The 25,888-nt window shown below is 71.6% G+C and carries 28 protein-coding genes and 1 riboswitch; of the genes, 14 read left to right on the top strand and 14 right to left on the bottom strand.

Translation table 11 applies throughout. The features are described from left to right. Positions 1-64: 64 nt before the first annotated feature. The gene (locus QSK31_RS26110) at positions 65-1,111 is read left to right on the top strand and encodes a DMT family transporter (RefSeq protein WP_285686967.1); all 1,047 of its coding nucleotides are present in this window, start codon (positions 65-67) and stop codon (positions 1,109-1,111) included. Positions 1,112-1,204: 93 nt separating this feature from the next. On the opposite strand, the gene QSK31_RS26105 is transcribed toward QSK31_RS26110, so the two are convergent. Together QSK31_RS26105 and QSK31_RS26100 are read right to left on the bottom strand one after the other, a co-directional pair. Continuing rightward, positions 1,205-1,753, bottom strand: a complete 549-nt coding sequence (locus QSK31_RS26105) for a hypothetical protein (protein WP_285686966.1) — start codon at positions 1,751-1,753, stop codon at positions 1,205-1,207. Next, positions 1,750-1,920 (bottom strand): hypothetical protein, encoded by a 171-nt coding sequence (locus tag QSK31_RS26100; protein WP_285686965.1) that lies wholly within the window; start codon positions 1,918-1,920, stop codon positions 1,750-1,752. The genes QSK31_RS26105 and QSK31_RS26100 overlap by 4 nt, the downstream gene beginning before the upstream one ends. Positions 1,921-2,046: 126 nt before the next feature. Between QSK31_RS26100 and QSK31_RS26095 the strand changes: the two genes are divergently transcribed. Together QSK31_RS26095 and QSK31_RS26090 are read left to right on the top strand one after the other, a co-directional pair. Continuing rightward, positions 2,047-3,255 carry a sensor histidine kinase gene (locus tag QSK31_RS26095; protein WP_285686964.1) on the top strand — a complete coding sequence of 403 codons (1,209 nt, stop codon included), beginning with the start codon at positions 2,047-2,049 and terminating at the stop codon, positions 3,253-3,255. Further along, positions 3,255-3,914, top strand: a complete 660-nt coding sequence (locus QSK31_RS26090) for a response regulator transcription factor (protein WP_285686963.1) — start codon at positions 3,255-3,257, stop codon at positions 3,912-3,914. Before QSK31_RS26095 ends, QSK31_RS26090 begins: the two co-directional genes overlap by 1 nt. Positions 3,915-3,931: 17 nt before the next feature. Here QSK31_RS26090 and QSK31_RS26085 read toward each other — a convergent pair whose 3' ends face one another. After that, complete coding sequence (locus QSK31_RS26085; protein WP_285686962.1) at positions 3,932-4,807, bottom strand: LysR family transcriptional regulator; 876 nt, start codon at positions 4,805-4,807, stop codon at positions 3,932-3,934. Between the two features lie 82 nt (positions 4,808-4,889). On the opposite strand from QSK31_RS26085, the gene QSK31_RS26080 reads away from it, so the two are divergent. Together QSK31_RS26080 and QSK31_RS26075 are read left to right on the top strand one after the other, a co-directional pair. Next, entirely contained in the window at positions 4,890-5,972 is a 1,083-nt protein-coding gene (locus QSK31_RS26080) for an EamA family transporter (protein ID WP_285686960.1), read from the top strand. A 46-nt stretch (positions 5,973-6,018) separates the two neighbouring features. Next, the gene (locus tag QSK31_RS26075) at positions 6,019-6,921 is read left to right on the top strand and encodes a Rossmann-fold NAD(P)-binding domain-containing protein (protein ID WP_285686959.1); all 903 of its coding nucleotides are present in this window, start codon (positions 6,019-6,021) and stop codon (positions 6,919-6,921) included. A 2-nt stretch (positions 6,922-6,923) separates the two neighbouring features. On the opposite strand, the gene QSK31_RS26070 is transcribed toward QSK31_RS26075, so the two are convergent. Genes QSK31_RS26070 through QSK31_RS26060 form a run of 3 tightly spaced genes read right to left on the bottom strand, consistent with a single transcriptional unit; the run spans position 6,924 to position 8,158 of the window. Further along, complete coding sequence (locus tag QSK31_RS26070) at positions 6,924-7,481, bottom strand: hypothetical protein (protein WP_285686958.1); 558 nt, start codon at positions 7,479-7,481, stop codon at positions 6,924-6,926. Between the two features lie 27 nt (positions 7,482-7,508). Next, positions 7,509-7,751 (bottom strand): DUF3817 domain-containing protein, encoded by a 243-nt coding sequence (locus QSK31_RS26065; protein WP_285686957.1) that lies wholly within the window; start codon positions 7,749-7,751, stop codon positions 7,509-7,511. Continuing rightward, on the bottom strand, positions 7,748-8,158 hold the full coding sequence (locus QSK31_RS26060; protein WP_285686956.1) for a hypothetical protein: 411 nt from the start codon (positions 8,156-8,158) through the stop codon (positions 7,748-7,750). The genes QSK31_RS26065 and QSK31_RS26060 overlap by 4 nt, the downstream gene beginning before the upstream one ends. A gap of 88 nt (positions 8,159-8,246) precedes the next feature. On the opposite strand from QSK31_RS26060, the gene QSK31_RS26055 reads away from it, so the two are divergent. The 7 genes from QSK31_RS26055 to QSK31_RS26025 all read left to right on the top strand — a co-directional run bounded on the left by QSK31_RS26055 (position 8,247) and on the right by QSK31_RS26025 (position 14,195). Further along, the gene (locus QSK31_RS26055) at positions 8,247-8,489 is read left to right on the top strand and encodes a GNAT family N-acetyltransferase (RefSeq protein ID WP_285686955.1); all 243 of its coding nucleotides are present in this window, start codon (positions 8,247-8,249) and stop codon (positions 8,487-8,489) included. A 9-nt stretch (positions 8,490-8,498) separates the two neighbouring features. Then, on the top strand, positions 8,499-8,819 hold the full coding sequence (locus tag QSK31_RS26050; RefSeq protein WP_285686954.1) for a hypothetical protein: 321 nt from the start codon (positions 8,499-8,501) through the stop codon (positions 8,817-8,819). Then, positions 8,816-9,463 carry a nucleotidyl transferase AbiEii/AbiGii toxin family protein gene (locus QSK31_RS26045; protein WP_352244492.1) on the top strand — a complete coding sequence of 216 codons (648 nt, stop codon included), beginning with the start codon at positions 8,816-8,818 and terminating at the stop codon, positions 9,461-9,463. Before QSK31_RS26050 ends, QSK31_RS26045 begins: the two co-directional genes overlap by 4 nt. 85 nt (positions 9,464-9,548) lie before the next feature. Further along, the gene (locus tag QSK31_RS26040; protein WP_285686952.1) at positions 9,549-9,716 is read left to right on the top strand and encodes a hypothetical protein; all 168 of its coding nucleotides are present in this window, start codon (positions 9,549-9,551) and stop codon (positions 9,714-9,716) included. A 71-nt stretch (positions 9,717-9,787) separates the two neighbouring features. Further along, positions 9,788-12,286, top strand: a complete 2,499-nt coding sequence (locus QSK31_RS26035; protein ID WP_285686951.1) for a DEAD/DEAH box helicase — start codon at positions 9,788-9,790, stop codon at positions 12,284-12,286. 69 nt (positions 12,287-12,355) lie between these two features. Next, positions 12,356-13,354, top strand: coding sequence for an aldo/keto reductase (locus QSK31_RS26030; protein ID WP_285686950.1), 999 nt, complete (start codon positions 12,356-12,358; stop codon positions 13,352-13,354). A 4-nt stretch (positions 13,355-13,358) separates the two neighbouring features. After that, positions 13,359-14,195: a helix-turn-helix transcriptional regulator gene (locus QSK31_RS26025; RefSeq protein WP_285686949.1), complete on the top strand. Its 837-nt coding sequence runs from the start codon at positions 13,359-13,361 to the stop codon at positions 14,193-14,195. A gap of 3 nt (positions 14,196-14,198) precedes the next feature. On the opposite strand, the gene QSK31_RS26020 is transcribed toward QSK31_RS26025, so the two are convergent. The 3 genes from QSK31_RS26020 to QSK31_RS26010 are packed head-to-tail and all read right to left on the bottom strand — an operon-like array spanning position 14,199 to position 16,632. Further along, positions 14,199-14,792: a malonic semialdehyde reductase gene (locus QSK31_RS26020; RefSeq protein ID WP_285686948.1), complete on the bottom strand. Its 594-nt coding sequence runs from the start codon at positions 14,790-14,792 to the stop codon at positions 14,199-14,201. Further along, the gene (locus QSK31_RS26015) at positions 14,789-15,775 is read right to left on the bottom strand and encodes an alpha/beta fold hydrolase (RefSeq protein ID WP_285686947.1); all 987 of its coding nucleotides are present in this window, start codon (positions 15,773-15,775) and stop codon (positions 14,789-14,791) included. Before QSK31_RS26015 ends, QSK31_RS26020 begins: the two co-directional genes overlap by 4 nt. Further along, positions 15,772-16,632 carry an SDR family NAD(P)-dependent oxidoreductase gene (locus QSK31_RS26010; protein ID WP_285686946.1) on the bottom strand — a complete coding sequence of 287 codons (861 nt, stop codon included), beginning with the start codon at positions 16,630-16,632 and terminating at the stop codon, positions 15,772-15,774. The genes QSK31_RS26015 and QSK31_RS26010 overlap by 4 nt, the downstream gene beginning before the upstream one ends. A 101-nt stretch (positions 16,633-16,733) precedes the next feature. Here QSK31_RS26010 and QSK31_RS26005 point away from each other — a divergent pair, with 101 nt between their 5' ends. Next, the gene (locus tag QSK31_RS26005; RefSeq protein ID WP_285686945.1) at positions 16,734-17,582 is read left to right on the top strand and encodes a helix-turn-helix transcriptional regulator; all 849 of its coding nucleotides are present in this window, start codon (positions 16,734-16,736) and stop codon (positions 17,580-17,582) included. Here QSK31_RS26005 and QSK31_RS26000 read toward each other — a convergent pair. The 4 genes from QSK31_RS26000 to mgrA all read right to left on the bottom strand — a co-directional run bounded on the left by QSK31_RS26000 (position 17,570) and on the right by mgrA (position 22,410). Then, a complete protein-coding gene (locus QSK31_RS26000) occupies positions 17,570-18,328 on the bottom strand; it encodes a nucleotidyltransferase domain-containing protein (RefSeq protein ID WP_285686943.1) in 759 nt (252 codons plus the stop codon). The two genes, QSK31_RS26005 and QSK31_RS26000, sit on opposite strands and share 13 nt — an antisense overlap. A 79-nt stretch (positions 18,329-18,407) precedes the next feature. Beyond that, complete coding sequence (locus QSK31_RS25995) at positions 18,408-20,726, bottom strand: NACHT domain-containing protein (RefSeq protein ID WP_285686942.1); 2,319 nt, start codon at positions 20,724-20,726, stop codon at positions 18,408-18,410. Positions 20,727-20,782: 56 nt separating this feature from the next. Next, a complete protein-coding gene (locus QSK31_RS25990) occupies positions 20,783-21,454 on the bottom strand; it encodes a nucleotidyltransferase domain-containing protein (RefSeq protein ID WP_285686941.1) in 672 nt (223 codons plus the stop codon). Beyond that, positions 21,451-22,410 (bottom strand): L-glyceraldehyde 3-phosphate reductase, encoded by a 960-nt coding sequence (mgrA, locus tag QSK31_RS25985; RefSeq protein ID WP_502873008.1) that lies wholly within the window; start codon positions 22,408-22,410, stop codon positions 21,451-21,453. The genes QSK31_RS25990 and mgrA overlap by 4 nt, the downstream gene beginning before the upstream one ends. 87 nt (positions 22,411-22,497) lie before the next feature. Further along, positions 22,498-22,587, top strand: a riboswitch (glycine riboswitch). Positions 22,588-22,681: 94 nt separating this feature from the next. Here mgrA and gcvP point away from each other — a divergent pair. Beyond that, positions 22,682-25,489 carry an aminomethyl-transferring glycine dehydrogenase gene (gene gcvP, locus QSK31_RS25980; RefSeq protein ID WP_285686939.1) on the top strand — a complete coding sequence of 936 codons (2,808 nt, stop codon included), beginning with the start codon at positions 22,682-22,684 and terminating at the stop codon, positions 25,487-25,489. Positions 25,490-25,570: 81 nt separating this feature from the next. Here gcvP and QSK31_RS25975 read toward each other — a convergent pair whose 3' ends face one another. Continuing rightward, the gene (locus QSK31_RS25975; RefSeq protein WP_285686938.1) at positions 25,571-25,771 is read right to left on the bottom strand and encodes a DUF5999 family protein; all 201 of its coding nucleotides are present in this window, start codon (positions 25,769-25,771) and stop codon (positions 25,571-25,573) included. Positions 25,772-25,888: the final 117 nt, after the last annotated feature.

Below are 25,888 nucleotides of genomic sequence, written 5' to 3'. Positions count from 1 at the left end.
ATCTTCGAGTTGGATGTCCGAAAATCGCTCGGAGATGGACGGGTCCGGCTCCTAGATTCGACGCATGTCTGATCGACAACGGGCGGCGGCCCTGGCCGCCGCCGCGGTGACCGTCCTCTTCTGGGCCTCCGCGTTCGTCTCCATCCGCAGCGCCGGCAGCGCCTACTCACCGGGCGCGCTGGCGCTGGGCCGGTTGGGCACCGCGGCGTTGCTGCTGAGCGTGTTCGCGCTCGTCAGACGGGTCGGCTGGCCGGCGCGCGGGGCCTGGCCGGGCATCCTCATCTCGGGGCTGCTCTGGTTCGGCGGCTACATGGTGTTCCTGAACTGGGGCGAGCGCCTGGTCGACGCGGGCACCGCCGCGCTGGTGGTCAACCTGGGCCCGATCCTGATCGCGGTGCTCAGCACCCGGCTGCTGCGCGAGGCGACGCCCCGGTCGCTGTGGATCGGCATGGGTGTGTCGTTCGCCGGCACGGTGGTGGTCGGGCTGTCGATGTCCGGCGGCGGGAGTTCCTCGCTGCTCGGGGTGCTGCTGTGCCTGCTGGCGGCGATCACCTACGCGATCGGGGTGGTGGCACAGAAGCCGGCCCTGCGGCACGGCAGCGCCCTGCAGATCACCACCTACTCCACATTGGTCGCCACCGTCGCGTTGCTGCCGTTCGCCGGGCTGCTGATCACCGAGGTGGCCGACGCGCCGGTGTCCGCCACGCTGAACATGCTCTACCTGGGCGTCGGCCCGACCGCGATCGCGTTCACCACCTGGGCGTACGCGCTGGCACGCACCACCGCGGGCAAGCTCGGCGCGACCACGTACGTCGTGCCGGCTCTGGTCGTGTTCATGTCCTGGCTGTTCCTGGACGAGGTGCCGGGCTGGCTCACGCTGGCCGGCGGCGCCCTGTGCCTGGCAGGGGTGGCGGTGTCCCGCCGCCGCGACGCGGCGGCGCCGCCTAGCCCGGGGGCGGCGGCGCCTAGCCCGGGGGCGGCGGCGCCTAGCCCGGGGGCGGCGCCTAGCCCCGACGCGGCGTCAGGACACCGCCCGGAGGAGGCGTCGCCTCGCCCGGACGCGGCGTTGCCTGGTACTCCAACGGCACTTCGTGATCTATCCGGTGGCTAGCCTTCGCCGATGGGTGGGGGTCGGCGGGTTGTGGCTTGCGCTTTGCCGTGTCGGAGGGAGGCTCGGAGGGCCCGGGCGGCGTCGGCGACCGTGCTATTCGTGACCGCCCGCGGCCGGTCCGAGACGGATTGCCGAGATCAGGAAGAACACCCCACCGAGGACCGCGTATCCCGCGAGGTTGGTCAGCGACGCGTCGTCCCGGCCGGCCGAGGCGATGAAGGATGCGCCGGCCAGGACCGAGATGCCGCCGCTGAGGATCATCGGCCACTGCCCGCCGAGCCGGCGGCGTCGCAGGGCAACCACCAGTTGCACCGCCCCGGCCAGCACAGCCCACGCACCCCACACCCGTAACACCGCCGGAATGCCCGACGCTGCCGCGACAGCCAGCCCGACCGCCGCCAGCGCACTCAACACCATGTTCAGCACCAGCTCCCGGGTCCGCGACGACCGGGCGTCCACGACCGCCGCACCCACGTCGAACAGCGGATAGAGCACCAGCAGCACACCTGCGGCAACACTCAGGTCGGAACCGGTCAGGGCCAGCAAGCCGGCCCAGACGACAGCGAAGCCGAAGCGTACGAAATAGAGCCGGCGCAGCGCGGGTGCGGCACCCGACGTCCGGGTTGCTGCGGCGGGGGTCACGGGGTTCCCCGATCGGCCCGCTCGATCAGGCGGGTGACGGCGTCCGGATGGCTGACCATCGCGGCGTGCGAGGAGTTCACCTCAACGATGTGCGCACCGGCCCGTTCGGCCATGAAGCGCTCCAGGTCAGGGGCGAGAGCCCGGTCGCGGGACGACGGACGAAACATGTTTTCCTCCACGGAGAGAACGAGGTCGCGGGAGGAAGTCTGGATCTGCCCGGGCGGGGGCACGTACTTCGAACGAAGTAGTTTCGCCATCCGCGGCGCTCGAGGTGATCCGGTCTACATCATTCGATGTACACGGCCGCCGACCGGATGACCGATGATCAGGTCATGGTCACGGTGCGGAACCATCACGACGGGCTCGCGGCGCCCCTGTGGATCCGCCGCCCCGAGGTGGTGCACCAGGTCGCCTACTCCGCGGCCGGGCTGGTCCTCACCGGTCAGATCGTGGCCGTGATCGTGGGGGGATCGGGGTGGCCGACCGCCCTGTCCGTCCTGCTCGCCGGTGGCGGCATCGCCCTCTCGTGGTGGAGGCCGTGGGCGGGACTGGTCGTGACGAGCGCCGCGTCCTTCGCCGTCACCGCCGTGGGGCAGGACCCGCTGTCGGTGTGGATGATGGCCGTGTTCGTGTTGTTCTCGGTCACCTTCCGGGGCAGACAGCCGGTGGTCGCCACCGTCGTCGTGGCGGTGTTCTTCCTGGGCACGCTCATCACCTTCGGAGGCTTCCGCGGCGGCATGATCGTCGGGGCCGCCGCCCTGTTCTCGGCCATCGCGGGCGGGGCGACCGGGGTCGCCCTGAGCCTGCACCGGGACCACTGGTGGGCCTTGGAGGAACGGGCCGAGAACGCCATCGCCACCCGTGAGATCGAAGCCACCCGGCGGGTGACCGAAGAACGTCTGCGCATCGCGCGGGACCTGCACGACGTCATCGGCCACCAGGTCGCCATGCTGAGCATGCATCTCGGTGCGGCCGAGATCGGGCTGCCCGACGACGCCCCGTCGTCCCGGCGGGCCCTCGTCGCGGCGAGATCCTGCGCCCGTACCGTCGTCCTCGAGTCACAGCGGATCCTCGCGCTGCTGCGGCGCGGAGACGACAGTTCCGACGACGAGGCGCTCCGGCCGGCCCCGGCCCTCAGCGGTCTGCCCGGGCTCATCGCCTCGTTCGAGAGCATCGGTCTCGACGTCCGGCCCTCCATCGACCTGCCCGCCGGTTTCGTGGAGCCCGGCGTCGGGGTGACGGTCTACCGGGTCGTGCAGGAAGCACTGACGAATGCCTACCGGCACGGAGAGGGAACGACAACGGTGGACGTGCGCGAACACGACAGCAGGATCCACGTCACCGTGGAGAACAGCATCGGTGCGGCATCCCGCGGCAGCGGGCTCGGACTCGTCGGGATGCGCGAACGCGTCGAGGCCTCCCACGGCAGGCTGACCATCGGCAGCGACGGCGGGCGGTTCCGGGTCAGCGCGGAGTTCAGCCTGCGCGGAGACGTCGCCTGATGACCCGGATTCTGATCGTCGACGACCAGGACGACATCCGGGCCGGCATCCGGGCGATGCTCCAGCTCGACCCCGGCCTGGTGGTGGTGGCCGATCTCTCCGACGGCCTCCAGGTCCTCCCGTTCCTGCGTGATCATCCCGTCGACCTGGTGCTGATGGACATCCGCATGCCGGGCATCGACGGTGTCGAAGCCACCCGCCGGATCCGCCAGGAACACCCCGCCGAGAAGCTGCGGGTGATCGTGCTGACCACGTTCGACCAGGACGACATCGTCCTCGCCGCCCTGCGTGCGGGCGCCAACGGTTTCCTGAGCAAGATCGTGAGTCCGGCCGAACTCGTCGCCGGAATCACCGAGGTCGTCGGCGGTGGCGGCGCGCTGTCCGCCGCCGCGACAGCCGCCCTCATCGGCCACATGACCGACAGCCCGCCCCCGGCGATCGACAAGGAACTGCTGCGCCGCTTCGACGCCCTGACACCCCGGGAACGGGACGTGATCGTCCTCGTGGCCGGCGGCCTCAGCAATGACGAGATCGCGGCCCAGATGGTCGTGTCACCGTTCACGGTCAAGACGCACGCGGTACGGGCCATGACGAAGGTCGGCGCCCGTGACCGCGCCCAGCTGGTCTCGTTCACCTTCCGCGCCGGGCTTTACCCCTGAGACGATCGGCGAGGTCGTCAAGAAGCGGCGGAGGGATCGCCTCGTCCGAGACGACTCAGCAGCAGCGCCAGCGGTGGCCACGCCTCCCGTCCCCGCCGAGCCACCGCCCATGCCCGCAACAGCACCTCGGGACCGTTGAGCCGCACCAGCCGTACCCCGGCCTGCGGCGGCCGGTCGGCGGGCAGCAGGCCGACGCCCAGCCCGGCGACGATCAGGTCCTGCAGCAGGGCGAGGCTGTCGGCCTGATGCACGAACCGCGGCGTGAATCCGGCCACCGCGCCGATCATCCGCACCACGTCCTGCTCGCTGGGGTTGCGGGAGTTGACGATCCAGTCGCGGCCGGTCAGGTCGGCGCCGTCCGGGGTGTCGGCCGGCACGCCCAGCGACCACGGCACCGTGAACATCGGGTGGGCGACCAGCGAGGCGTCGAAGGTGGCCGGGGCGAGAGTGAAGTCGTACATCAGCGCCAGGTCGATGTCGTCGGCGGCGAGCAGGGCGAACTGTTCCACGGGCTCGTGTTCGAGGACGGAGACCCGTACCCGGGGATGGGTCTGGTGAAGATCGGCGATCAGCGGCAGCAGCGCGCGGCGGATGGCCGTGGCGAAGCCGGAGACCCGGACCGTCCCGGCCGGCTCGGCGCCCGGGTCGAGGTCGAGGCGGGCGGCGTCGACGGCGGCGAGGATGGCGACGCTGTGATCGGCCAGCCGACGGCCCGCCGGGGTGAGCCGGACGTTGCGGCCGACCGGCTCGATGAGCGTCGCGCCGACCTCGCCGGCCAGCGCGGCGATCTGCTGCGACACGGTGGAGGTGGTGATGTCCATCTCGTCGGCGACGGCACGCATCGACCCTCGTCGGGACAGTTCGAGCAGAATCCGCAGGCGGCGCGTGTCCACGCCGTCATTGTTCACGATTGCTGAACGGATTGTCCACGATCTTCACGTGGACGTGAACGATCGGGTTGGGTGAACTGGGTTCATGAAGAACAACGCCCGCAGCGGCACCATGCTGGCACTCGCGTCGATGACGCTGGTGCAGCTCGGCATCGCCGCGTCCGTCGGACTGATCGACCAGATCGGCGCGGAGGGGGCCGCCTGGCTGCGGCTCGCCTGGGCCGGCCTGCTGCTGCCGCTGCTGGTCCGCCCGAGGCTGCGCTCGATCCCGCGGCGGGTGCTGCTCAACGGCGTGGCGCTCGGGGTGGTCACCGCGGGCATCACGATGCTCTTCATGGCCGCCGTGGCCCGGCTGCCGCTGGGTACGGCGAGCGCGCTGGAGTTCCTCGGCCCGCTCGGCGTCGCCGTGGTGCGTGGCTCCGGCCGGGCCCGGCTGTGGGCGCTGCCGGCCGCCGCCGGGGTGCTGATGCTGACCGAGCCGTGGAACGGCGGCGCCGACCCGCTCGGGGTGGCGTTCGCCCTGGCCGCGGCGGTGTGCTGGGCGGCGTACATCGTCCTGACCCAGCGCGTCGGCGACGCGATGCCGGGCTTCACCGGCCTGGCCGTGTCGATGCCGGTCGCCGGCATCGTGGCGACGCTGGTCGCCGGCCCGTCGGTGATCGGCCACATGACGCCGCAGCTCGTGCTCGTCGGTCTGGCCCTGGCGCTGCTGCTGCCGGTGATCCCGTTCAGCCTCGAGCTGCTGGCGCTGCGCCGCCTCACCACGGCCGCGTTCGGCACCTTGATGGCGCTGGAGCCGGCGATCGCGCTGGTCATCGGCCTGGTCGTGCTCGGGCAGAGCCCGTCGGCAGTCGCGGTCGGGGGCATCGCGTTCGTCGTGCTCGCGGGCATCGGCGCCGAGCGCACCGGCAACCGCCACCCCGCCGCACCAGCCGCACCAGCCGGGTCGGCCGCACCAGCCGGGCCGGCCGCACCAGCCGGGCCGGCCGCACCAGCCGGGCCGGCCGCATCGGCCGCGCCCGCCGCATCGGCCGCGCCCGCCGCATCGGCCGCGCCCGCCGCATCGGCCGCGCCAGTCGCGCCCGCCGCGCCAGTCGAGCCCGCCCGGCCCGCTGAGATCGCCGCCGCCGCGACGGATCGTGAACGATCGAGTTTCCTGCCGGGCTGACTCGCGCGGGATGACATCATCCACGACTGTCCGCCAGACTCCCGATGTGCGCATGCTGATTCTCGGCGGTACCAAGTACCTCGGCCGCCACCTGACCGAGCACGCACTGCGAGCCGGCCACGACGTCACCCTGTTCAACCGGGGGCGTACGGGAACGGAGTTGTTTCCCGGTGTTCCCCGCCTGATCGGCGACCGGACAGCGGACGGTGACAAGGCCGGCCTGGCCGCGCTCGGCACCGGTACCTGGGACAGGGTTTTCGACTTCAGCGGCTTCCACCCGCGCCAGGTCGCCGCCACCGCCGGGCTGCTGGCGCCGCGCATCGGGCAGTACGTCTTCATGTCCTCAGTCGCGGTCTACCCCCGTTCGGACCGGGCGGGCCGGTCGGAGGACGCCCCGCTGCTGCCGCCGGCGGCGGACGACGGCGAGTACGGCAACCTGAAGGTCGCCTGCGAGCTCGCGGCCGAGGAGGCACTGCCCGGCCGCGCGACGTCCATCCGCGCGGGGTTGATCAACGGCCCCGGTGACCCGTTCGGCGCCTTCACCAGCTGGGCCCTCGCGATGGCCGGCGCCGGCGTGGTCCCGTGCGCGGCCCGGCCGTCCCAGCCCGTGCAGGTGACCGACGTCCGTGACCTGGCCGCCTTCCTGGTGCGGGCCGGGCCCGGCCCGTTCAACGTGATGCCACCGCCGATGACCTTCGCCGAGATGCTCGAGGCCTGCCGCCGGGCGGGCCGCGGGACGGCGACCGTCCGGTGGACGGAGGACGAGAACGTCGACGACCTCGGCGGGTTCATCGTGCAGCCCCGCGACGGTAGTGACGACGGCGTGTTCCAGCTCTCCGGCGAGCGCGCGCGACAGGCGGGCTACGTGTCCCGGCCGTTCACCGAGACCGCCCGGGACACGATCGAGTGGGCGGTGCGGACGAAGGCGACCTTCACCAACCCGCACTGACGTCAGGCGCCCGCGCTGTCCTGAGGGCGGCGGCCGGCCACGGCCAGCGACATCCCGGTGAGCACCATCCCGGCGAGGCCGGCCCAGAAACCCCAGCCGACGTCGGCGTTCAGCCCTTCGCTGTGGTACGCGACCAGCCGGTCCCGCCGCATCCGGCCCGCCGCGAAATCGGCGGTGGGTTGCGGGGAGATGTCGGTGATCCCCTCGACGATCGTGATGGACCGCGTCGGCGGCGACGGCGGCGGCCTGGTGTCGGCGCGCTGGTCGAGGGCGAGGAAGACGGCCAGCGTGACGCCGGCCAGCGCGGCGATCCACAACACCACCGGCGCCCGGTCCCGGAAGAGGCACCAGAGCAGCCCGAGAACGACCGACACCGCGGTGACGAGCAGGGCCTGGCTCCAGCGCGACGACACGAGCCAGGCGGATGCGGTGTACGTCTCGACGCGTTCGCCGCGGTCGTCGCCCACCTGCACCCGCAGGACCCACCAGGGCAGGAACCCGCTGGCCACCGTGAGCAGACCCAGACCCGCGACCACCGCCTCCCGCCAGGGGATGGGCATACCGGTACGGTAAGCCCGGAATGCCGGTCAGTCCGGCGGTTTCACCCTCCGGAGGGCGATCAGCCCGCCGATGACCGGGATCGCGGCGAGCAGGGTGGTGGCGGCCGAGCGGGTGAGCCGGTATGCGGCGCCGATCACGAGCAGGTAGGCGCAGCCGTGGATCGGGCCGATCAGGGATGCGACCCACGGCACGTGCACGGTCGCCAGGTTGGTCAGCAGCACGGCGAGGCTGAGCAGCTCGGCGAGCGCCGCCGCGCGCAGGATTCTCACGCGCCCGTGGTGGAGCCGGGGCGGACGATCATCAGCACCACGACGGTCGCCCACAGCAGGTTGAAGACGCCGGTGGGCATGCCGAGACCGGCCGTCGTCCCGCCCAGCACGCTCTTCTGGCGGGGGAGGATCACCAGGCCCAGCAGTACGGCCGCGACGAGCGTCAGCGCGATCGAGGTGAGCAGCCACGCGTCGCCGAGCACCCCGAGACTGCTCGCGGTGGCGAGGCCGAAGACGGGCACCGCCACGCCGATCGTCGCGTAGACCACACAGATCCGGTGCAGGAGGCGGAGGGCGGGGGCGTCCCCGCGGCGGGCCACGGCCGGGAACATGCTGGCTGCCACGGTCACCGGTCCGATGGCGATGATCGCGGCCAGCACGTGCAGGGAGAGAAGCACTTTCGTCACGGACCTCGAAGGTAGGCGGCCGCGGGACCGCGCAGAAGTGGCAAGATCGCCATATACCGACGGAATCTCGCCACGCTATTCTCGCCCCGTGTTTCCCGACGTGATTCTTCGGACGCCGCGACTGACGCTCCGGCCCGCCGACGCCGTGCTGTTCGAGCGGGTCGAGCTGCGGATCGCTCCCGGCGACACGGCGTCGCAACGGCTGGCCGCGAAGGCCGGGTTCGTCCGCGAGGGTGTCGCCCGCAATGCCGGATTCATCCACGGTGGACGTGTCGACCTGGTCATCCATTCGCTGGTCCGAGCCGACCTCGACCTCGGAGGCGCGGGTTAAGCTGTCCCCATGACCAGCCCCGTGGTGCATCTGGCGAGGCCGCACCGGCCCGTCGTGGTGGCCGGGAGCCTGCACGAGCTGACCGGTCCCGAGCACGGCCCGGTCGAGTTGCCGCTGCGCCTGTGGTGGGGTCCGCCGCGGCTGTTCGACCTGGACGACGGCGATGAGCTGCTCTGGATGTACGAGAACGTGCTGCGCGAGGCCGTCCGCGTCGAGGAGCTTCGCAGTCATCTGCACGGTCCGACGCTGGCCCGGGTGTGGTCGCGACTGAATCTCCCGCGTGGCGTGCGTGCCGCCTGGGAGGCCCGGCACCGCGCGCTCACCCGGTGACTCGCCCCGAAAGTCAACACTTCTTTTCGGAGGTGGCCCGGATCTCGCTGGGCGTCGCGGAGAAACACGGCTTCGTGCTCGGCGGCGGCGTCGCCTGGCTGGTCAACGGGCTGGTCCGGCGCCCCACCGAGGATGTGGACCTGTTCACCGACGCCGAGGACGGTGTGGCCGCGGCCGCCGACGAGGTGGCGGCGGCCCTGGTGGCGGCGGGGTTCGCGGTGGCCCGCGAGGCGCCCGATGAGATCTTCGACGGGATGGACGAGCACCTGCGCGAGTTTCTGGTCGCGGACGGTGACCGGGCGCTGCGGCTGACCCTGTGCCGGCTGGACCGCCGCAACGCGCCGGTGGTGATGGACATCGGCCCGGTGATGCACCTGGACGACCTGGTGGCGACGAAGGTGGCGGCGCTGGCCGGCCGGCGTGAGGTCCGCGACTACATCGACGTGGCGGCCGCGCTGGAGAGATATCCGCTGGACAGGGTGCTGGCGCTGGCCCGGGTGGCCGATCCGGCCCTGGACGACGAGGACCTCGCCGACGCCGGGCGTTACCTGGACCGGCTGGACGACAGCCGGTTCGCGGTCTACGGACTCGGTCCGGCCGACGTCGCCCGGCTGCGTCACATCCTCCGCGATTGGCCACGCTGAGTAATCAGACCCGTACCTTAGGGCTGCTACCGATTCGCACCACGTCACCGCCCGAGTCGCAACCGGCGCCGCGCAACCTTCTCTCATGCGTACCCGAATCGGCTCTTCCCTGGCAGTCCTTGCCGTCGCGGTGGGTCTCACCGCGGGCGTGGCCGGCCCGATCTACTCCGCCGCGGGCAAGCCGCCCGCGAAATCCCCCTCCGTCGCCGGCCGCATCATGGTCATCGTTCCGCCTCCCGCTCCCGTCAGATAACCGGTCCCCCGCGCCGGCCGGGTACGAGCGCTCGCACCCGGCCGGCGCGGTGTCAATAGACTGGCCACATCATGAATCTGACCGACCGCCTGCCCGGCACCCCCGATCCCGAGACCGTCCTCGACGCCTTCACCGGCTGGGTGACCGAGCAGGGCCTGACGCTCTACTCGCATCAGGAGGAGGCCCTCCTGGAGATCGCCACCGGGTCGAACGTCATCCTGAACACCCCGACCGGCTCCGGTAAGAGCCTGGTGGCCACCGGCGCGCACTTCGCCGCCCTGGCCGACAAGCGCACGACTTTCTACACGGCCCCGATCAAGGCGCTGGTGTCGGAGAAGTTCTTCGCCCTCTGCGCGGTCTTCGGCGCGCACAACGTCGGCATGCTCACCGGCGACGCCAGCGTGAACGCGGACGCGCCGATCATCTGCTGCACCGCCGAGATCCTGGCGAACCTGGCGCTGCGCGAGGGCGCGTCCGCCGACGTCGGGCAGGTGGTGATGGACGAGTTCCACTTCTACGCCGAGCCGGACCGGGGCTGGGCCTGGCAGGTGCCGATCATCGAGCTGCCCCAGGCGCAGTTCCTGCTGATGTCGGCCACCCTCGGCGACACCACCCGCTTCGTCGACGATCTCTCGCGGCGCACCGGCCGGTCGACCTCGGTGGTCGCCACGGCCGAGCGGCCGGTCCCGCTCCTTTTCTCGTACGCCATGACGCCGCTGCACGAGACGATCGAGGAACTCCTGAGCACCCGCCAGGCCCCGGTCTACATCGTGCACTTCACCCAGGCGTCCGCCCTGGAACGCGCGCAGGCCCTGATGAGCATCAACATGTGCACCCGGGCGGAGAAGGACGCGATCGCCGCGGCCATCGGCAGCTTCCGGTTCACCGCGGGCTTCGGGCGCACCCTGTCCCGCCTGGTCCGCCACGGCATCGGCGTGCACCACGCGGGCATGCTGCCCAAGTACCGCCGCCTGGTGGAGACCCTCGCGCAGGCGGGCCTGCTCAAGGTGATCTGCGGGACGGACACCCTCGGCGTCGGCATCAACGTCCCGATCCGCACGGTGCTGTTCACCGGCCTGTCCAAGTACGACGGTGTGAAGACCCGGCTGCTGAAGGCTCGCGAGTTCCACCAGATCGCCGGCCGGGCGGGCCGCGCCGGGTTCGACACGGTCGGCTCGGTCATCGTGCAGGCGCCGGAGCACGTGATCGACAACGAGCGCGCCGTCGCCAAGGCCGGCGACGATCCGAAGAAGCGGCGCAAGGTCGTACGCAAAAAGCCCCCGGAGGGCACCATCGGCTGGGGCCAGCCCACCTTCGACCGGCTGGTCGCCGCCGACCCCGAGCCGCTGACGTCGTCGTTCCAGGTGTCCCACGCGATGCTGCTGAACGTGCTGAGCCGTGGCGGCGACTCGTTCTCGGCCATGCGGCACCTGCTCACCCAGAACCACGAGGAGCCCGCCGCGCAGCGCCGCCACATCCGCCGCGCGGTGGGTATCACGCGTGCCCTGCTCGCCGGCGGCATCATCGAGAAGGCCGAGGGCACCTACCGCATCGTCGACGACCTGCAGATCGACTTCGCGCTCAACCAGGCCCTCTCACCGTTCGCGCTGGCCTGCCTGGAACTGCTCGACCGGGAGTCGCCGGACTATCCACTGGACGTGGTGTCGGTGATCGAGGCGACGCTGGAGGACCCGCGCCAGGTGCTGTCGGCGCAGCGGCAGAAGGCCCGCGGCGAGGCGGTCAACGCGATGAAGGCCGAGGGCATCGAGTACGAGGAGCGGATGACGCTGCTCGAGGACGTCACGCATCCCCGCCCGCTGCTCGAACTGCTCGAGGGGGCGTACGAGACGTACCGGCGCGGCCACCCGTGGGTGGAGGACTACGAGCTCAAGCCCAAGTCGGTGGTCCGTGACATGTACGAGCGCGCGATGACCTTCACCGAGTACGTGTCGTTCTACGGCCTGTCCCGCTCCGAGGGCCTGGTCCTGCGCTACCTGGCGGACGCGTTCCGGGCGCTGCGGCAGACCGTGCCGGAGGAGGCCCGCACCGAGGAGCTGACCGACCTGATCGAGTGGCTGGGCGAGCTGGTCCGCCAGGTCGACTCGAGCCTGCTCGACGAGTGGGAGCGGCTCAAGGACCCGGGCGCGGTCATCGAGGAGGCCCGGCTGGACGACAAGCCGCCCGCGGTCACCCGCAACACCCGGGCGTTCCGCGTGCTGGTGCGCAACGCGATGTTCCGCCGCGTGGAGCTGGCCGCGATGCGCCGCAGCGGCGAGCTCGGCGACCTGGACGCCGAGTCGGGCTGGACCGCCGACCGCTGGGCGGACGCCCTGGCCGACTATTTCGACGAGTACGACCGGATCGGCATCGGCCCCGACGCCCGCGGCCCGGCCCTGCTGCACATCGACGCCGGCCCGCAGGTGTGGCACGTCCGCCAGGTCTTCGACGACCCGGAGGAGGACCACGACTGGGGCATCGAGGCCACCATCGACCTCGAGGAGTCCGACGAGCTGGGCGCCGCGGCCATCACGGTCGTGGCGGTCGGCCCCCTGTCGGAGGCCGAGCGCTGATCGTCGCCCTGGCGGGGCGGGGATAGGCAGGGCGTGCCACCCGCCCGGCCGCGGCGGCAGGGTGGACGCATGACATTGCGAACACACGCGATCGGCGGTCGCGGCCTGGCCGCCTCCGTCGAGGGTCTCGGCACGATGGGCATGACCGCGATGTACGGCACCCCGGACGAGGACGAGGCGGTCCGCACCGTGCACCGGGCTCTCGAGCTGGGCGTCACGATGGTCGACACCGCCGACATGTACGGGCCGTTCAGCGGCGAGGAACTGCTCGGGCGGGCGCTGAAGGGCCGGCGCGACGACGTGATCGTCGCGACGAAGGGTGGCGGCCTCACTCTCGACGAGGCGGGGAAGTTCGTCGGCGGGCCCAACGGCCGCCCGGACTACCTGCGGTGGTGCGTGGAGGGCTCGCTGCGGCGGCTCGGCACGGACCACCTCGACCTGTACTACCTGCACCGCGTCGACCCGGGGGTGCCGGTGGCGGAGACCTTCGGCGCGCTCGCGGAACTGGTGACCGAGGGCAAGCTGCGCTATCTCGGGATCAGCGAGGCGTCCCCGGCGAGCATCCGGGCGGCACACGCGGCCGGGCCGCTGTCGGCGGTGCAGACCGAGTACTCGCTGTTCAGCCGCGCGGTCGAGGTCAACGGCGTTCTGGACACGGTGCGGGAGCTGGGCATCGGTTTCGTGGCGTACGCGCCGCTGGGCCGCGGCTTCCTCACCGGCACCGTACGGTCGGTGCGGGACCTGCCGGCCGACGACTTCCGGCGTTCCTCGCCGCGCTTCGCCGACGCGAACCTGGACCAGAATCTGGCGCTCCTCGACCGGCTCGTCGCGAAGGCGGACGCCCTCGGTGTGGCGGCCGGTCAGCTCGCCCTGGCCTGGGTGCTCGCCCAGGACGGCGTCACCGCCATCCCCGGCACCAAGCGGCGTACCTGGCTGGAGCAGAACGTCGCGGCCGCCGCGATCGAGCTCGACCCGGCGACGGTCGCCGACCTGAGCGCCGCGATCCCGGCCGGGGCGGCGGCCGGCGACCGTTACGCTCCGAACGCGATGGCTGCCATCCAGGAGTGAGCGAATGACCGTGGCCGACGAGCTGGGCGCGTTCCTGCGTGACCGGCGGGAGGCGCTGCGACCGGCCGACGTGGGTCTGACCCCCGGCGGCCGGCGCCGCACGCCTGGCCTGCGCCGGTCGGAGGTGGCCGCGCTCGCCCACGTGTCCGTCGAGTACTACGAGCGGCTGGAGCAGGCGCGCGGCGCGAACCCGTCGGAGAGGACCCTCGCCGCCCTGGCCCGCGCGCTGCGTCTGTCCGTCGACGAACGCGACTACCTCTACCGGCTGGCCGGCCACCCGCCGCCGGGCCGGCTGGCCGGCGGCGCGTACGTCGAACCGGCCATGATGTTCCTGCTCGACGCGCTCACCACGGTGCCGGCGCACGTGATCGACGACCTGGCGACCGTGCTGGCGCAGAACGAGCTGAGCAAGGCGCTGCTCGGGCCCTGGGCGCAGCGCGAGGGCCGGGAGGCCAACGTCGTCTGGCGGTGGTTCACCGATCCGTCGTCGCGGAGCGTCAACGTGCCCGCCGAGCACGAGGCGATCGGTCGCGGCTACGTCGCCGACCTGCGGCGGGCGTACGCCCAGCGCGGCGCCGACCGGGAAGTCGCCACGCTCGTCACCGACCTGCGCGCCGCCAGCGGAGAGTTCACCGATTTCTGGGAGTCCCACCAGGTCGCGGCGCTGACCTCGACCCGCAAGATCCTCGACCACCCGCGGGCCGGCCGCCTCGACGTCCAGTGCGACTACGTGCTGAGCACCGTCACCGGTCAGCGGCTGGTGATCTTCCGCCCGCAGCCCGGTTCGGCCACCGCCGAGGGCTTCGACTTCCTCCGCGTCCTCGGCGGCCAGGAGTTCTGAGCCTCACGCCCACCGCAGCACGTCGTCGCGGTGCAGCCGAGCTTGCCGCTCACGCCAGGAACCCGCGCCGTCAGGGTGCCCGATGTTCACGACCAGCAGCGTCGTGCAGCGCCCGTCCGGGAAGAATTCGCGGTCGAGGCCGTCCCGGTCGAACCCGCTCATCGGCCCGGCGTGCAGCCCGGCGGCCCGGATCGCGAGGATCAGGTAGCCGGCCTGCAGCGCCGCACTGAACCGCCCCAGCTCGAGCCGTTCCGCCTCGTCCGCCTCCAGATATTCCCTGAGCTGCGGCATGTGCGGCACGACGCGATCGGCGTGCCGGTGATAATCACGGTCCAGCGCCAGCACGGCGGTGACCGGCGCGCTCGCCGACTGCGCCCGGTTGCGCTCGGTGAGGTGAGGCAAGAGCCGATCAAACCCTTCCGCGGTACGCACGAAGAGCACCCGAAGTGGCTGAACGTTGAACATCGTCGGCGGCCACTTCGCGAGGTCCCAGATCTCGGTGAGCTGGTCGTCGCCCACCGGCGCCGCCGAGAACCGCTTGACGGTGTGCGCCTCGGTGAACAGCAGCCCGAGCGCCTCCGGATCTGCTCGTCTCACCAGGCGCTCCGTACGCCCGGAACCTGGTCGTCGAGCCAGCCCGTGACCGTCTCGACGTAGGTGGCCGGGTCGTGGCCGTGCATCGAGTGCGGCATCTCCGGGAACGCGCGACAGCTGAACGAGTTGCCGGTCGCCTCGACGAGCCGGCGTACCCGTCGTAGTTGAAGGTCGGTGATCGCACCGAGCAGGTTGCCGGTGTCCTGGTCGACGTGGTGAAAATGGTGCGTGAACAGGACCGGGACCTTGACCTGGCGCAGCATGGTCTCGTGGTCGCAGTTGACCGTGGCCCGCCCGGAGACGAACGCGTCACCCCACTCCGGGTCGTACTCCAGAAGGTCCTGCGGCGGGCCGGCCGGCGGCCCACCGGTGCCGGCCGGCGCCATCCGGCCCAGCGCGGCCAGCATCCAGCCCGGGACCTCACTGCCCATGGCCGCCCGCATGCCGGCGAAGTCGCCGATGCTCCACTGCGGCCCGAGCCATTTGTGCCACAGCCGGAACATCGGCGCGACCCCCTGCCGGATGGACGGCCCGACCGCCGGGTCGGCCTGCGAGGCGAACAGCGGCGCGTCCTCGTAGACCGCGGCCCGGATCTGCCCGGGCGCCGCGAACGCGGACAGCCAGGCCGCGATCACGCCGCCCGACGACAGCCCGCTGACCACGACCGGCCGTCCGACGACCCGGTCGATGAACCGGACCAGGTCGCCGCCGAAGATGTCCAGGCTGTAGCGGCCCGGTGTCCAGGTGGAGCGGCCCTGGCCGCGCAGATCCACCGCGTACACCCGGAATCGGTTTGCCAGCAGGCGCATCGCGGCCTCGTAGCCCCACCAGGACTCGGTCTGCGCCGGGATGAGGAGCATGGCCGGGCTGTCCGGATCACCGGCAACGGCGTAGTTCATCCGGATCTCGCCCAGGTCGGCGGTCTCCTCCGGAAAGCCGTGCGGCACATAGATCTCCGCGTGGTCGGCGGCCTCCAGGTACCTCATCGGACCGGCACCTCGACCAGGTCGGACGTCGCGTTCCAGAGCCGGCGGGCGAGCTGCAGGTCGAGGCCGGCCTTGCCCTGCCGACGCAGCGCCGGGAAGCCTCGGAGGCCGCCCGGACCGTCCGGACCGACATAGGAGTTGCCGGGAACGTCCTGGGTGGCCGCGTAGAGCAGGGACAGCGCCCCGCGCTCCGGGTCGTTGGTGAGGAACGTGAGCCGGTTGATGATGTTCGACCGGGAGTGGGCGGCCAGCGCGGTGCGGGCGATACCCGGGCTGGCGAGCACCGAGCGGACCCGGCTGCCCGCGGCGGTCAGGCGCCGCTGCAACTCGAGGGAGTGAAGGACGACGGCGAGCTTGGACGCCTCGTACGCGCTCATCCCGTTGTACCGGCGGGTCCGCCAGTCGAGGTCGTCGAGGTCGATCCGGCCCTGCCGGTGCAGCTGGCTGGTGACGTGCACGACGCGGTCGGTGATGTGGTCGAGCAGCAGGTTGGTGAGCAGGAACGGACCGGTGTAGTTGGTGGTGGTCTGCAGGTCCAGGCCGTCGGCGGTGCGGGTGGCGGGGATGTCCATCACGCCGGCGTTGTTGATCAGGACGTCGAGGTCGCCGGTCCAGGAGCCGGCGAAGTCGCGCACGGAGGTCAGGTCCGCCACGTCGAGCCGCCGGATCTCGAAGGCGCCGGGCAGGTCCGCGACGGCGCCGCGGGCCTTGCCGGTGTCCCGGACGCCCAGCACGACCCGGGCGCCGGCCCGGGCGAGCTCGCGGGCCGTGATCAGGCCGAGGCCCCGGCCCGCGCCGGTGATGACGACGGTGCGGCCGGTGAGGTCGGGAAGGTTGTGCGCTGTCCATCTGGTCATGGCAACCAGTCCACCGGCCGCGCCCGGACCGGGGAAGGACATGTCCAGCCACTGCATGGCAGGTCGTGGTCGAGCCGCGCCGGATGGCGAACGATAGGACCATGGACCGCTCGTTCGAACGCTCGTCCCTGGGTGCCTTCCTCCGCGCCCGCCGCGCCGCGTTGCAGCCGGATGACGTCGGGCTGCGCCGGGGCGTGCGCCGGCGCGCCCCCGGCCTGCGTCGCGAGGAGGTGGCGGAGCTGTGCACCATGTCGGCCGACTACTTCGCCCGCCTGGAGCGTGGCGACGGCCCGCAGCCGTCCGAGCAGATGGTGGCGGCCATCGCCCGCGGCCTGCGGCTGACACCGGACGAACGCGATCACCTGTTCCTGCTCGCCGGCTACCGCACCGCCCGCCGCGATCTGCGCGCCCGGCACGTGAGTCCCGGGCTGATGCGCGTCATGGACGGACTGGCCGGCACCACGGCGCAGGTGATGGGCCCGCTGGGCGAGACGCTGCTGCAGACGCCGTCGGCGGTGGCCCTGCTCGGCGAGCAGACCGGATACACCGGTAACGCCCGCAGCGCGACGTACCGCTGGTTCACCGATCCGGTCGCCCGCGAGCGGTACCTGGCCGACGACCACGCCACCAACAGCCGGACCAACGTCGCGTTGCTGCGGGCGGCCGTCGCCCGGGACGGGTCCGGCTCGCCCGCGGCGGACCTGGCCGGCCTGCTGCGGAGCACCAGCGAGGAGTTCGCCGCCCTGTGGGACCGCCACGAGGTGGGCCTGCGGTGGAGCGAGGACAAGCGCTTCGTCCACCCGCAGGTCGGCCGGCTCGACGTCTACTGCCAGCTGCTGCTCGAGCCGGACCAGGGCCAGTCGCTGCTCATCTTCACCGCCACCCCGGGCACCGAGAGCCACGAGAAGCTGGCCCTGCTCACGGTGCTGGGCACCGATCAGTTCGCCTGACCGCCGCTCAGGCGTACCCGGACGACCAGGTCGTGCAGCGCGTCCACCGCCGCCGGGCCGGGTTTGTCGGGCAGCCGGGACGCGTCCCGGGCCGCCTCCAGCTCAGCCCGCAGCCGCGGCACGTCGGCCGCCAGCGCCGTGCGCACGTCCGCCGGGAACGGCCCGTGCTCCGCCGCCCGTTTCGCCGCGATCAGCTCCGGCACGTACGCGGGGCCGTTCAGCGAGCGCAGGTCCGCGACCACCTCGCCGGTGTGCATCAGATGGATGCCGGTCAGCAGCACCCGCAGCAGGTAGAGCGCCGGCTTCAGCTCCCCGGTCCGCTCGAACAGCTTCTCCTGCGTGGCCGCGAAGCCCAGGTAGTGGTGTGCGTGATGCCGGGTGGTCAGCCCCGGCGCCAGCTCGACCAGCGCGGCGTGCACCGGCGTCGTCACGACCACCAGCGGGGACAGCAGCTGCTCCAGCACGTACCCGTTGCGGCTGTTCAGCAGGCGGGCGAACTTCAGCAGGTCGTGGCTGACCACGTCGAGTTCCACGCCGTCGCGGACGCCTGCGGACTGCAGCGTCTCGGGCCCGGTGCGCAGGCCGACCACCTCGGCCGCGGGCAGCACGTGCGCGGCCCGCAGGTCGAGGTCCGAGTCGACCGAGGCGAAGCCGTACAGGTGCGCGCCGCTCACGGTCGCGAAGACCAGCGGGTACGGCAGGTCGGCGGCGATCTGGCCGGCCCACTCCGGCACGTCGATGGTCACTGTCCCAGACCCCTTTCGCGTACGCCGCTGAGCACGTGATCGATCGTCTCGCGATCGGGGTGATCGGGCAGCCGAGTTTCTACGGTCCGGCCCTCCCGCGCAGCCGGGGGGTGGCCAGGCGGTCTCTCAGGAACGCGTGCCGGAACTGGTAGATGCCGCCGATCTGGCGGAGCACCGCACGCTGGTTGGCGTCCCGCAGGAAGGCCATGATGCTCCAGGGCAGCTGCTCCCTCATCGCGAAGTGGAGGCGGGCGAGCTGGAACCATCCCCAGGCGCTGCTGATCAGCCCGTAGGCGACTCCGACGATCAGACTCGTGGTCACCGCACCCGGCAGGGTGATCTGCAGAGCGGCGCTGAAGCCCAGGGTCGCCGGGACCGCCGGCTTCCACAGGGGCAGGTGACGCATCGCGAGGAGCGCTATCTGGATCACCGACCAGACGGATCCACCGGTGAGGATGGCCAGCATCGGGCCGGTGGCCAGCGCGCGCACGCAGTCCGACCGGAGCGCGGAGTCGGGGGATCCGGCCGGCGTCAGGCCGGCGTCGCCCTCGTGGAGGTAGGTGGTGAACTCCGCGACGATTCCGACCGGCAGGCCGAGCGAGAAGCCGAACATCAGACAGAACGACGTCAGTTCGCCGAGCGTGTTGGGGAGGTCGTCCGCCGCCCGCCGGTTGATGACCGCGAACGCCGAACCGATCGGCAGCGCGACGACCAGGCCGACCGCGAGGACCCGGCCGATGCGCACCAGGGCGGGCTGCTGACTGCTGCGCAGGATGCGCCCTCGTGTCGAGGCGCTGGGCGGCCGCATGCCGAAGATCGCACCGGCGGCCACGCCGAAGACGATGAACAGCAGGGCCATCGGCAGGCCGGTGACATAGAGGAAGGCACAGGCCACGCCGGACGCGAGGACACGTACGAGACGCTTGCCGAAGGGTGATGTCGCCGGTGCGGCCGACCGGCTCGCCCGCGAGACCAGCGGTGCGCGCAGGGCGATGATGAGAATCACGACGAAGACACCGCCGATGCCCGCGGCCTGGGAGGCGACGGTGGCGGCGAGGCCGGCGAACAGCCCGAAGCCGATCCCGGTCGCTGTCCGGACGCCTTCGGGCACGCCACGGACGAGTTCCCACCACGCGAGGTCGTGAGTGTCCGCGGACCGCATCGACACCGCGATGTTCCGCAGCCATCCCTCGGCGTTCCCGCTCCACCGGGATGGCGCGTGCGGCCCGCTCGGGCCATAGGCATCGGCCAGGAATCTGTCGAGCAGGATGCCGTGGATCGCGACCGCCGGCTGTCCCAGCAGCTCGTCCGGAGAAGCGTCGACCGGACCGGCGCCGCGATATCCGGCGCGTGCCATGGAGACCCACAGAGGCGCGGAAAGCGCGGCCGCCACCTGTCCGCCGTCCTCGTCGTCGCGGGCGAAGACGTCCTTCCAGCGGGCGGCGTCGGCCGGAGCGTCGGCGTACACGAGATAGTCCCGGACCGTCACGGGATCGAGCGGCGACAGCTCGATGACCGCCGCGCACGCCACGACGTGGTCGCGAAGCTCTTCGAGGGTGTCCTGATACTCGACGGTCCGGCTGGTGAGGACCAGCCTCCGTTCCTTCGGGAACATCGTGCAGATCGCGTCCAGCGCCCCGGCCCGCCGCCCCGGCTGCATCTCGTCCAGCCCGTCGAAGATCGGCAGGATCTGGTCCGAGGCGATAGTGCCGTGGAAGCCGTAGACCGTGCGGGCCTGATCGGCGATCCACTGCTGGAGCGTGTGTTCCTCGGGGTTCCAGGTGGACAGCGGGAGGAACAGCGGCACGGCGTGGCCGGACTCGCGGGATCGCAGCAGGCCGAGCGCCAGACGCAGCAGGAGAGCGGTCTTGCCGGCGCCGGGGTCGCCGAGAATCACCACGCGCCCGCACAGTCGCTCATCCGTGGCCAGCCGCCACAGGGCGTCGTCGTTGCCGGTGTCGATGACGCCGTCGAGGTCGAGGGGCGCGTCGACGCCGTCCTTGCGGACGTTGGCCCAGTGGTCGGCCGCCGGCGGCAGGACCGTCGTCCAGGCGCTGGGCAGCGGGTGCTGGCGGCTGGTCAGCGTCCGGTTCGCCGGGGACGGCTCCCAGACCTCCGTGATCGCCCGGGCGAAGGCGTCGAGCTCCTCATCGCTCGCTCTGCCCACGGTGGTCGTGGAGCGCGGGCCACGCCGCGCGGCGACCACGACGGTGGTCACCAGGGCGAGCACGCCGGCGATGGCGCCGACGACGCTGCCCAGCTGGTCCAGGCCGGTCAATCCCTCCGCCCGGGAGAAGTCGATCAACGGCCCCGCGACCAGGAGGACGAGCAGCCCGGACGCGACGATCCACAGCCATCGCCACCGCGGCCTCGGTGCCGTGCGGTTCTTGAACAACATCGACGAGAATCCTGCGGGAGGCGGCAGGGAGCGTCAATCACTCGACGGTGGGGTGGTCAGCCGGGTGCGAGACCCCTTTCACGTACGCCGATGAGCACCCGATCGATCGCTGGACGGTCCGGCTGATCGGGCAGCCGGGTCTCGGCGGCGGCCACCGCCAGGTCGGCGAGAAGTTCCGCCGCCCATGCCTCGAACGGCGACGAGCCGTCCTTGATCGCGAGCAGCCGGTCGCGCAGCGGTGTCACGTCGACCAGGATGTCGCCGGTCCGCAGGACGTGGGCGCCGGCCAGCAGCAGGCGGCACATGTGCATCGCCTGTTTGTGGTTGGTCACGCCGGTGCGGGCCCGGCGGGCCTCCACCCGGGCGAGCTGGTCGCGGGCGTAGTTGCCGTACGTCTCGGCGACCCGGCGGGACAGGAACGCCCGCCGCGCGTCCCGCAGGGCACGGCCGTCCTCGGTGATCGTCTCGATCAGCGGGGACCAGAGCACCTCGAGCACGGTCGGGTTGGCCTGCGCCGCGAGGGTGCAGAACCGTTCGATCTCCCAGGAGAACTCCTCGTCGCGCGGGCCGTCGAGGTGGGTGGGCGGCTTGTCCAGCCGCCAGAACAGCCGGGTGGGCGCGGCGAACACGCCCCGCCGGTCGTGGTCGGAGGCGGGGCCGTCCAGCCCGTACGCCCGGGATCCGACCACGACCGACAGGATCGTGTGCTCCGGAACGAACGAGGTCACAGGTCGAGGACCGTGGCGTCGATCGCGTCCAGTTCCTCCTTGGTCAGATCCGGCGAGGAAAGGGCGGCGACGTTGGTCTCCAACTGCGAGACGCTCGACGCGCCGATGATCAGGCTGGTCATCCGCGGGTCGCGCAGGGCCCAGGCGAGCGCCAGCTGGGCCAGCGACTGGCCGCGCTCCTTGGCGATGTCGTTGAGCGCGTGCAGCCGGCCCATCGTCTTCGCGTCCAGCGCGTCCTCGTTCAGGAAGACGCTGGTGCGTACCCGCGAGTCGTCGGGGATGCCCTGGAAGTAGCGGTCGGTGAGCAGGCCCTGCTGCAGCGGGCTGAACGCGATGCAGCCGGCGCCGGCGCTCTCCAGCGTGTCGAGCAGGTGGTCGCGTTCGATCCAGCGGTTCAGGATCGAGTACGACGGCTGGTGGATCAGCAGCGGCGTGCCCAGCTCGCGGAGGATCTCGGCGGCCCGGGCGGTCTGCTCGGCGGTGTAGTTGCTGACGCCGACGTACAGCGCCTTGCCGGCCCGCACCACCGCGTCGAGCGCGGCCATCGTCTCCTCCAGCGGCGTGTCCGGGTCGGGCCGGTGGTGGTAGAAGACGTCGACGTAGTCCAGGCCCATCCGGCGCAGCGACTGGTCCAGCGACGAGACCAGGTACTTGCGGGAGCCCCACTCGCCGTACGGGCCCTCCCACATGTGGTAGCCGGCCTTGGTGCTGACCACGATCTCGTCCCGGTACGCCCGCAGGTCGGTGGCGAGCAGCCGGCCGAAGTTGCTCTCGGCGCTGCCCGGCGGCGGCCCGTAGTTGTTGGCCAGGTCGAAGTGGGTCACGCCCAGGTCGAACGCGCGGCGCACAATGTCCCGCTGGGTCCCGAGCGGCCGGGTGTCGCCGAAGTTGTGCCAGAGGCCGAGCGAGATCGCGGGCAGCTGAAGGCCGCTGCGCCCGGCCCGGCGGTAGGTCATCGTCTGGTAGCGGTCGTCCGCCGCGGAGTAGGTCACACACCACACTCTAGGAGTGCGATCTTGAGTCCGGGCACTGGTAGTTTGGTCGGCAGCCGCGCGGGAGAGTTCGAGTTTCAGCGGCGCCGAAGGGGCAAATCCTCCCCGGAACCTCTCAGGCAAACGGACCGCGCGGGCAGGCGACTCTGAAGGACCCACGGTGTTGGAGACAACCGGTGGGTGCGACAGAGGGGGAGGGTCTGACTTGACGACCCCCTCCGCTGGAGTGCGCCTGATGACGACCTTTGCTAACCGGCACATCGGCCCCGACGCCGACGAGCAGGGCCAGATGCTCAAGGCGATCGGTTATTCGACGCTGGACGAGCTGATGGACGCCGCGATCCCCGAGGTGATCCGCTGGCACGGCACGCTCGACCTGCCCGCCGCCGCCTCCGAGGAGGAGGCGATCGCCGAGCTGCGCGAGATCGCCGGGCGCAACCAGGTCAGCACGCCGATGATCGGCCTCGGCTACTACGGCACCGTGACACCGGCGGTGATCCGCCGCAACGTGCTGGAGAACCCGTCCTGGTACACCGCGTACACGCCGTACCAGCCGGAGATCAGCCAGGGCCGCCTCGAGGCGCTGCTCAACTTCCAGACCATGGTCACCGACCTGACCGGGCTGACCACGGCCAACGCCTCGATGCTGGACGAGGGCACCGCGGTCGCCGAGGCGATGACCCTGGCCAAGCGAGGATCCAAGAGCAAATCCCAGGTGTACGCGGTGGACGCCGACACGTTCCCACAGACGCTGGCGGTCCTCCGTACGCGAGCGGAGCCTTTGGGTATTGAACTCCGCCTGGTGGATCTGGACGCCGGCGGTGACCTGCCGGACGAGTTCTTCGGGCTGCACCTGCAGTACCCGGGCGCGTCCGGCGCGATCCGCGACCACGCCGCGATCATCGAGCGCGCGCACGCCGCCGGCGCCCTGGTCACGGTCGCCGCCGACCTGCTCGCGCTGACCCTGCTGCGGTCGCCGGGCGAGATCGGCGCGGACATCGCGGCCGGCACCACCCAGCGCTTCGGGGTGCCGCTCGGCTTCGGCGGGCCGCACGCCGGCTATCTCGCGGTCCGGGCCGGGCTGGAGCGGTCGCTGCCCGGCCGGCTGGTCGGCGTGTCCAAGGACGCGGACGGCGCCCAGGCCTACCGGCTCGCCCTGCAGACCCGCGAGCAGCACATCCGCCGGGAGAAGGCGACCAGCAACATCTGCACCGCGCAGGTTCTGCTCGCGGTGATGGCCAGCATGTACGCGGTCTACCACGGCGCCGACGGCCTGCGGGCGATCGCCCGCCGTACCCATCAGAAGGCCCTCGCCCTCGCCGCCGGGCTCGCCGCGGCGGACGTGGCGCTGGTCAGCCCGCGGTTCTTCGACACCGTGACCGTGCGCGTGCCGGGGCGGGCCGGCGAGATCGTGGCCGCGGCCGCCGGGCAGGGCATCGACCTGCGCCTCGTGGACGCCGACACGGTGTCGATCGCCTGCGACGAGACGACCACCGACGTCATCGTCGAAACCGTTCTGGGCGTGTTCGGGGCGAGCGCCGGTGGCTCGTACCCGTCGGGGGTGACCGGCCTGGCCCGGACCAGCGACTTCCTCACCCACCCGGTGTTCTCCACCCACCACTCGGAGACCGGGATGCTGCGCTACCTGCGCCGCCTCTCCGACCGCGACTACGCGCTCGACCGCGGCATGATCCCGCTCGGCTCGTGCACGATGAAGCTCAACGCCACCACCGAGATGGAGCCGGTGAGCTGGCCCGAGTTCGCCAACATCCACCCGTACGCCCCGGCGAGCCGCACCGGCGGCTACGAGGCTCTGGTCGCCCAGCTCGAGGGCTGGCTGGCCGAGGTGACCGGCTACGACGCGGTGTCGGTGCAGCCCAACGCCGGTTCGCAGGGTGAGCTGGCCGGGTTGCTGGCCATCCGCGGCTACCACCGTTCGCGCGGCGACCTCGACCGTGACGTCTGCCTGATCCCGTCCAGCGCGCACGGCACCAACGCCGCCTCCGCGGTGATGGCCGGCATGCGCGTGGTCGTGGTGGCCTGCGACGACAACGGCAACGTGGACATCGCCGACCTGGAAGCCAAGATCGCCAAGCACGCCGACCGGCTCGCCGCGATCATGGTCACCTACCCGTCGACGCACGGTGTGTACGAGACGACGATCGCCGACCTGTGCGGCAAGGTGCACGACGCCGGCGGCCAGGTCTACGTCGACGGGGCCAACCTGAACGCGCTGGTCGGCTTCGCCCGGCCCGGCAAGTTCGGCGCCGACGTGTCGCACCTCAACCTGCACAAGACGTTCTGCATCCCGCACGGCGGCGGCGGTCCCGGCGTCGGCCCGGTCGCGGTGCGCGCCCACCTGGCCGACTTCCTGCCGGGCGACCCGCTCGAACCCGGCGACCACCACGCGGTGTCGGCGGCGGCGCACGGGTCGGCCGGCATCCTGCCGATCTCCTGGGCGTACCTGCGGATGATGGGCCCCGACGGCCTGGCCGCGGCGACGTCGGTCGCGGTGCTCGCCGCCAACTACGTCGCGGCCCGGCTCAAGGACCACTTCCCGGTTCTGTACGCGGGCAACGACGGTCTGGTGGCGCACGAGTGCATCCTCGACCTGCGCCCGATCACCAAGTCCACCGGCGTCTCGGTGGACGACGTGGCCAAGCGGCTCATCGACTACGGCTTCCACGCGCCGACCATGTCGTTCCCGGTGGCCGGCACGCTGATGGTGGAGCCGACCGAGAGCGAGGACCTGGCCGAGCTGGACCGGTTCTGCGACGCGATGATCGCGATCCGCGGCGAGATCGCGCAGGTGGCGGCGGGGGAGTGGCCGGACGGCGACAACCCGCTCGCGAACGCGCCGCACACGGCGTCGTCGGTGTCGGCCGATGAGTGGGAGCACGCGTACCCGCGGTCGGTGGCCGCGTACCCGGCGGGGGTCGACCGGCTGTCGAAGTACTGGGCGCCGGTCCGGCGCATCGACGGCGCGTACGGCGACCGCAATCTGGTCTGCTCGTGTCCGGCGCCGGAAGCCTTCGAGGACTGATCGTCCGGTGGGGCCGCGGCTCAACGATGGGTCGCGGCCCGTTCATCGCTACTATCTGTAGCGGTGGTGTTGCGCTTCTACCTACGCTGCGAGGGCGTGCTTACCTGGTCCGCGGTGCGGCTCGATGACCGTCCCGTCGGGCAGGATCTCACCCGTGTCCTCGAACGTGATGACGCCGTTGCAAAGCAGGCTCCAGCCCTGCTCGCGACAGGTCGCGACGATCCGGGCCGCTTCGCGGTCCATGGCGTCGGCGGTGGGGCAAGGGCTCGTGTGCTGGCACATCAGGGAATCTCCGATAGGGGCTGTGTGATGATTCACAACTGCGGTGACGAACGTTACCTCAATCCGAACGAGTCCGGATGGGGCGGGTGACGGCGTCCCGTTGCCAGAATCCTCGCT

Origin of the sequence: Actinoplanes sp. NBRC 103695, from assembly GCF_030269485.1 — a bacterium.
GTDB lineage: Bacteria > Actinomycetota > Actinomycetes > Mycobacteriales > Micromonosporaceae > Actinoplanes.
This window is presented reverse-complemented; position numbering and strand designations above follow the sequence as displayed.

What these genes read in the sequence shown, in the direction of transcription:
- QSK31_RS26095 (WP_285686964.1), top strand. Translation starts at nt 2,047, where the DNA reads ATGTACACGGCCGCCGACCGGATGACCGATGATCAGGTCATGGTCACG.
- QSK31_RS26070 (WP_285686958.1), bottom strand. Translation starts at nt 7,481, where the DNA reads ATGCCCATCCCCTGGCGGGAGGCGGTGGTCGCGGGTCTGGGTCTGCTC.
- QSK31_RS26025 (WP_285686949.1), top strand. Translation starts at nt 13,359, where the DNA reads ATGACCGTGGCCGACGAGCTGGGCGCGTTCCTGCGTGACCGGCGGGAG.
- QSK31_RS26040 (WP_285686952.1), top strand. Translation starts at nt 9,549, where the DNA reads ATGCGTACCCGAATCGGCTCTTCCCTGGCAGTCCTTGCCGTCGCGGTG.
- mgrA (WP_502873008.1), bottom strand. Translation starts at nt 22,410, where the DNA reads ATGACCTACCGCCGGGCCGGGCGCAGCGGCCTTCAGCTGCCCGCGATC.
- QSK31_RS26050 (WP_285686954.1), top strand. Translation starts at nt 8,499, where the DNA reads ATGACCAGCCCCGTGGTGCATCTGGCGAGGCCGCACCGGCCCGTCGTG.
- QSK31_RS25995 (WP_285686942.1), bottom strand. Translation starts at nt 20,726, where the DNA reads ATGTTGTTCAAGAACCGCACGGCACCGAGGCCGCGGTGGCGATGGCTG.
- QSK31_RS26015 (WP_285686947.1), bottom strand. Translation starts at nt 15,775, where the DNA reads ATGAGGTACCTGGAGGCCGCCGACCACGCGGAGATCTATGTGCCGCAC.
- QSK31_RS26005 (WP_285686945.1), top strand. Translation starts at nt 16,734, where the DNA reads ATGGACCGCTCGTTCGAACGCTCGTCCCTGGGTGCCTTCCTCCGCGCC.
- QSK31_RS26090 (WP_285686963.1), top strand. Translation starts at nt 3,255, where the DNA reads ATGACCCGGATTCTGATCGTCGACGACCAGGACGACATCCGGGCCGGC.
- QSK31_RS26035 (WP_285686951.1), top strand. Translation starts at nt 9,788, where the DNA reads ATGAATCTGACCGACCGCCTGCCCGGCACCCCCGATCCCGAGACCGTC.
- QSK31_RS26080 (WP_285686960.1), top strand. Translation starts at nt 4,890, where the DNA reads ATGAAGAACAACGCCCGCAGCGGCACCATGCTGGCACTCGCGTCGATG.
- QSK31_RS26100 (WP_285686965.1), bottom strand. Translation starts at nt 1,920, where the DNA reads ATGTTTCGTCCGTCGTCCCGCGACCGGGCTCTCGCCCCTGACCTGGAG.
- QSK31_RS26110 (WP_285686967.1), top strand. Translation starts at nt 65, where the DNA reads ATGTCTGATCGACAACGGGCGGCGGCCCTGGCCGCCGCCGCGGTGACC.
- gcvP (WP_285686939.1), top strand. Translation starts at nt 22,682, where the DNA reads ATGACGACCTTTGCTAACCGGCACATCGGCCCCGACGCCGACGAGCAG.
- QSK31_RS26030 (WP_285686950.1), top strand. Translation starts at nt 12,356, where the DNA reads ATGACATTGCGAACACACGCGATCGGCGGTCGCGGCCTGGCCGCCTCC.
- QSK31_RS26010 (WP_285686946.1), bottom strand. Translation starts at nt 16,632, where the DNA reads ATGACCAGATGGACAGCGCACAACCTTCCCGACCTCACCGGCCGCACC.
- QSK31_RS25975 (WP_285686938.1), bottom strand. Translation starts at nt 25,771, where the DNA reads ATGTGCCAGCACACGAGCCCTTGCCCCACCGCCGACGCCATGGACCGC.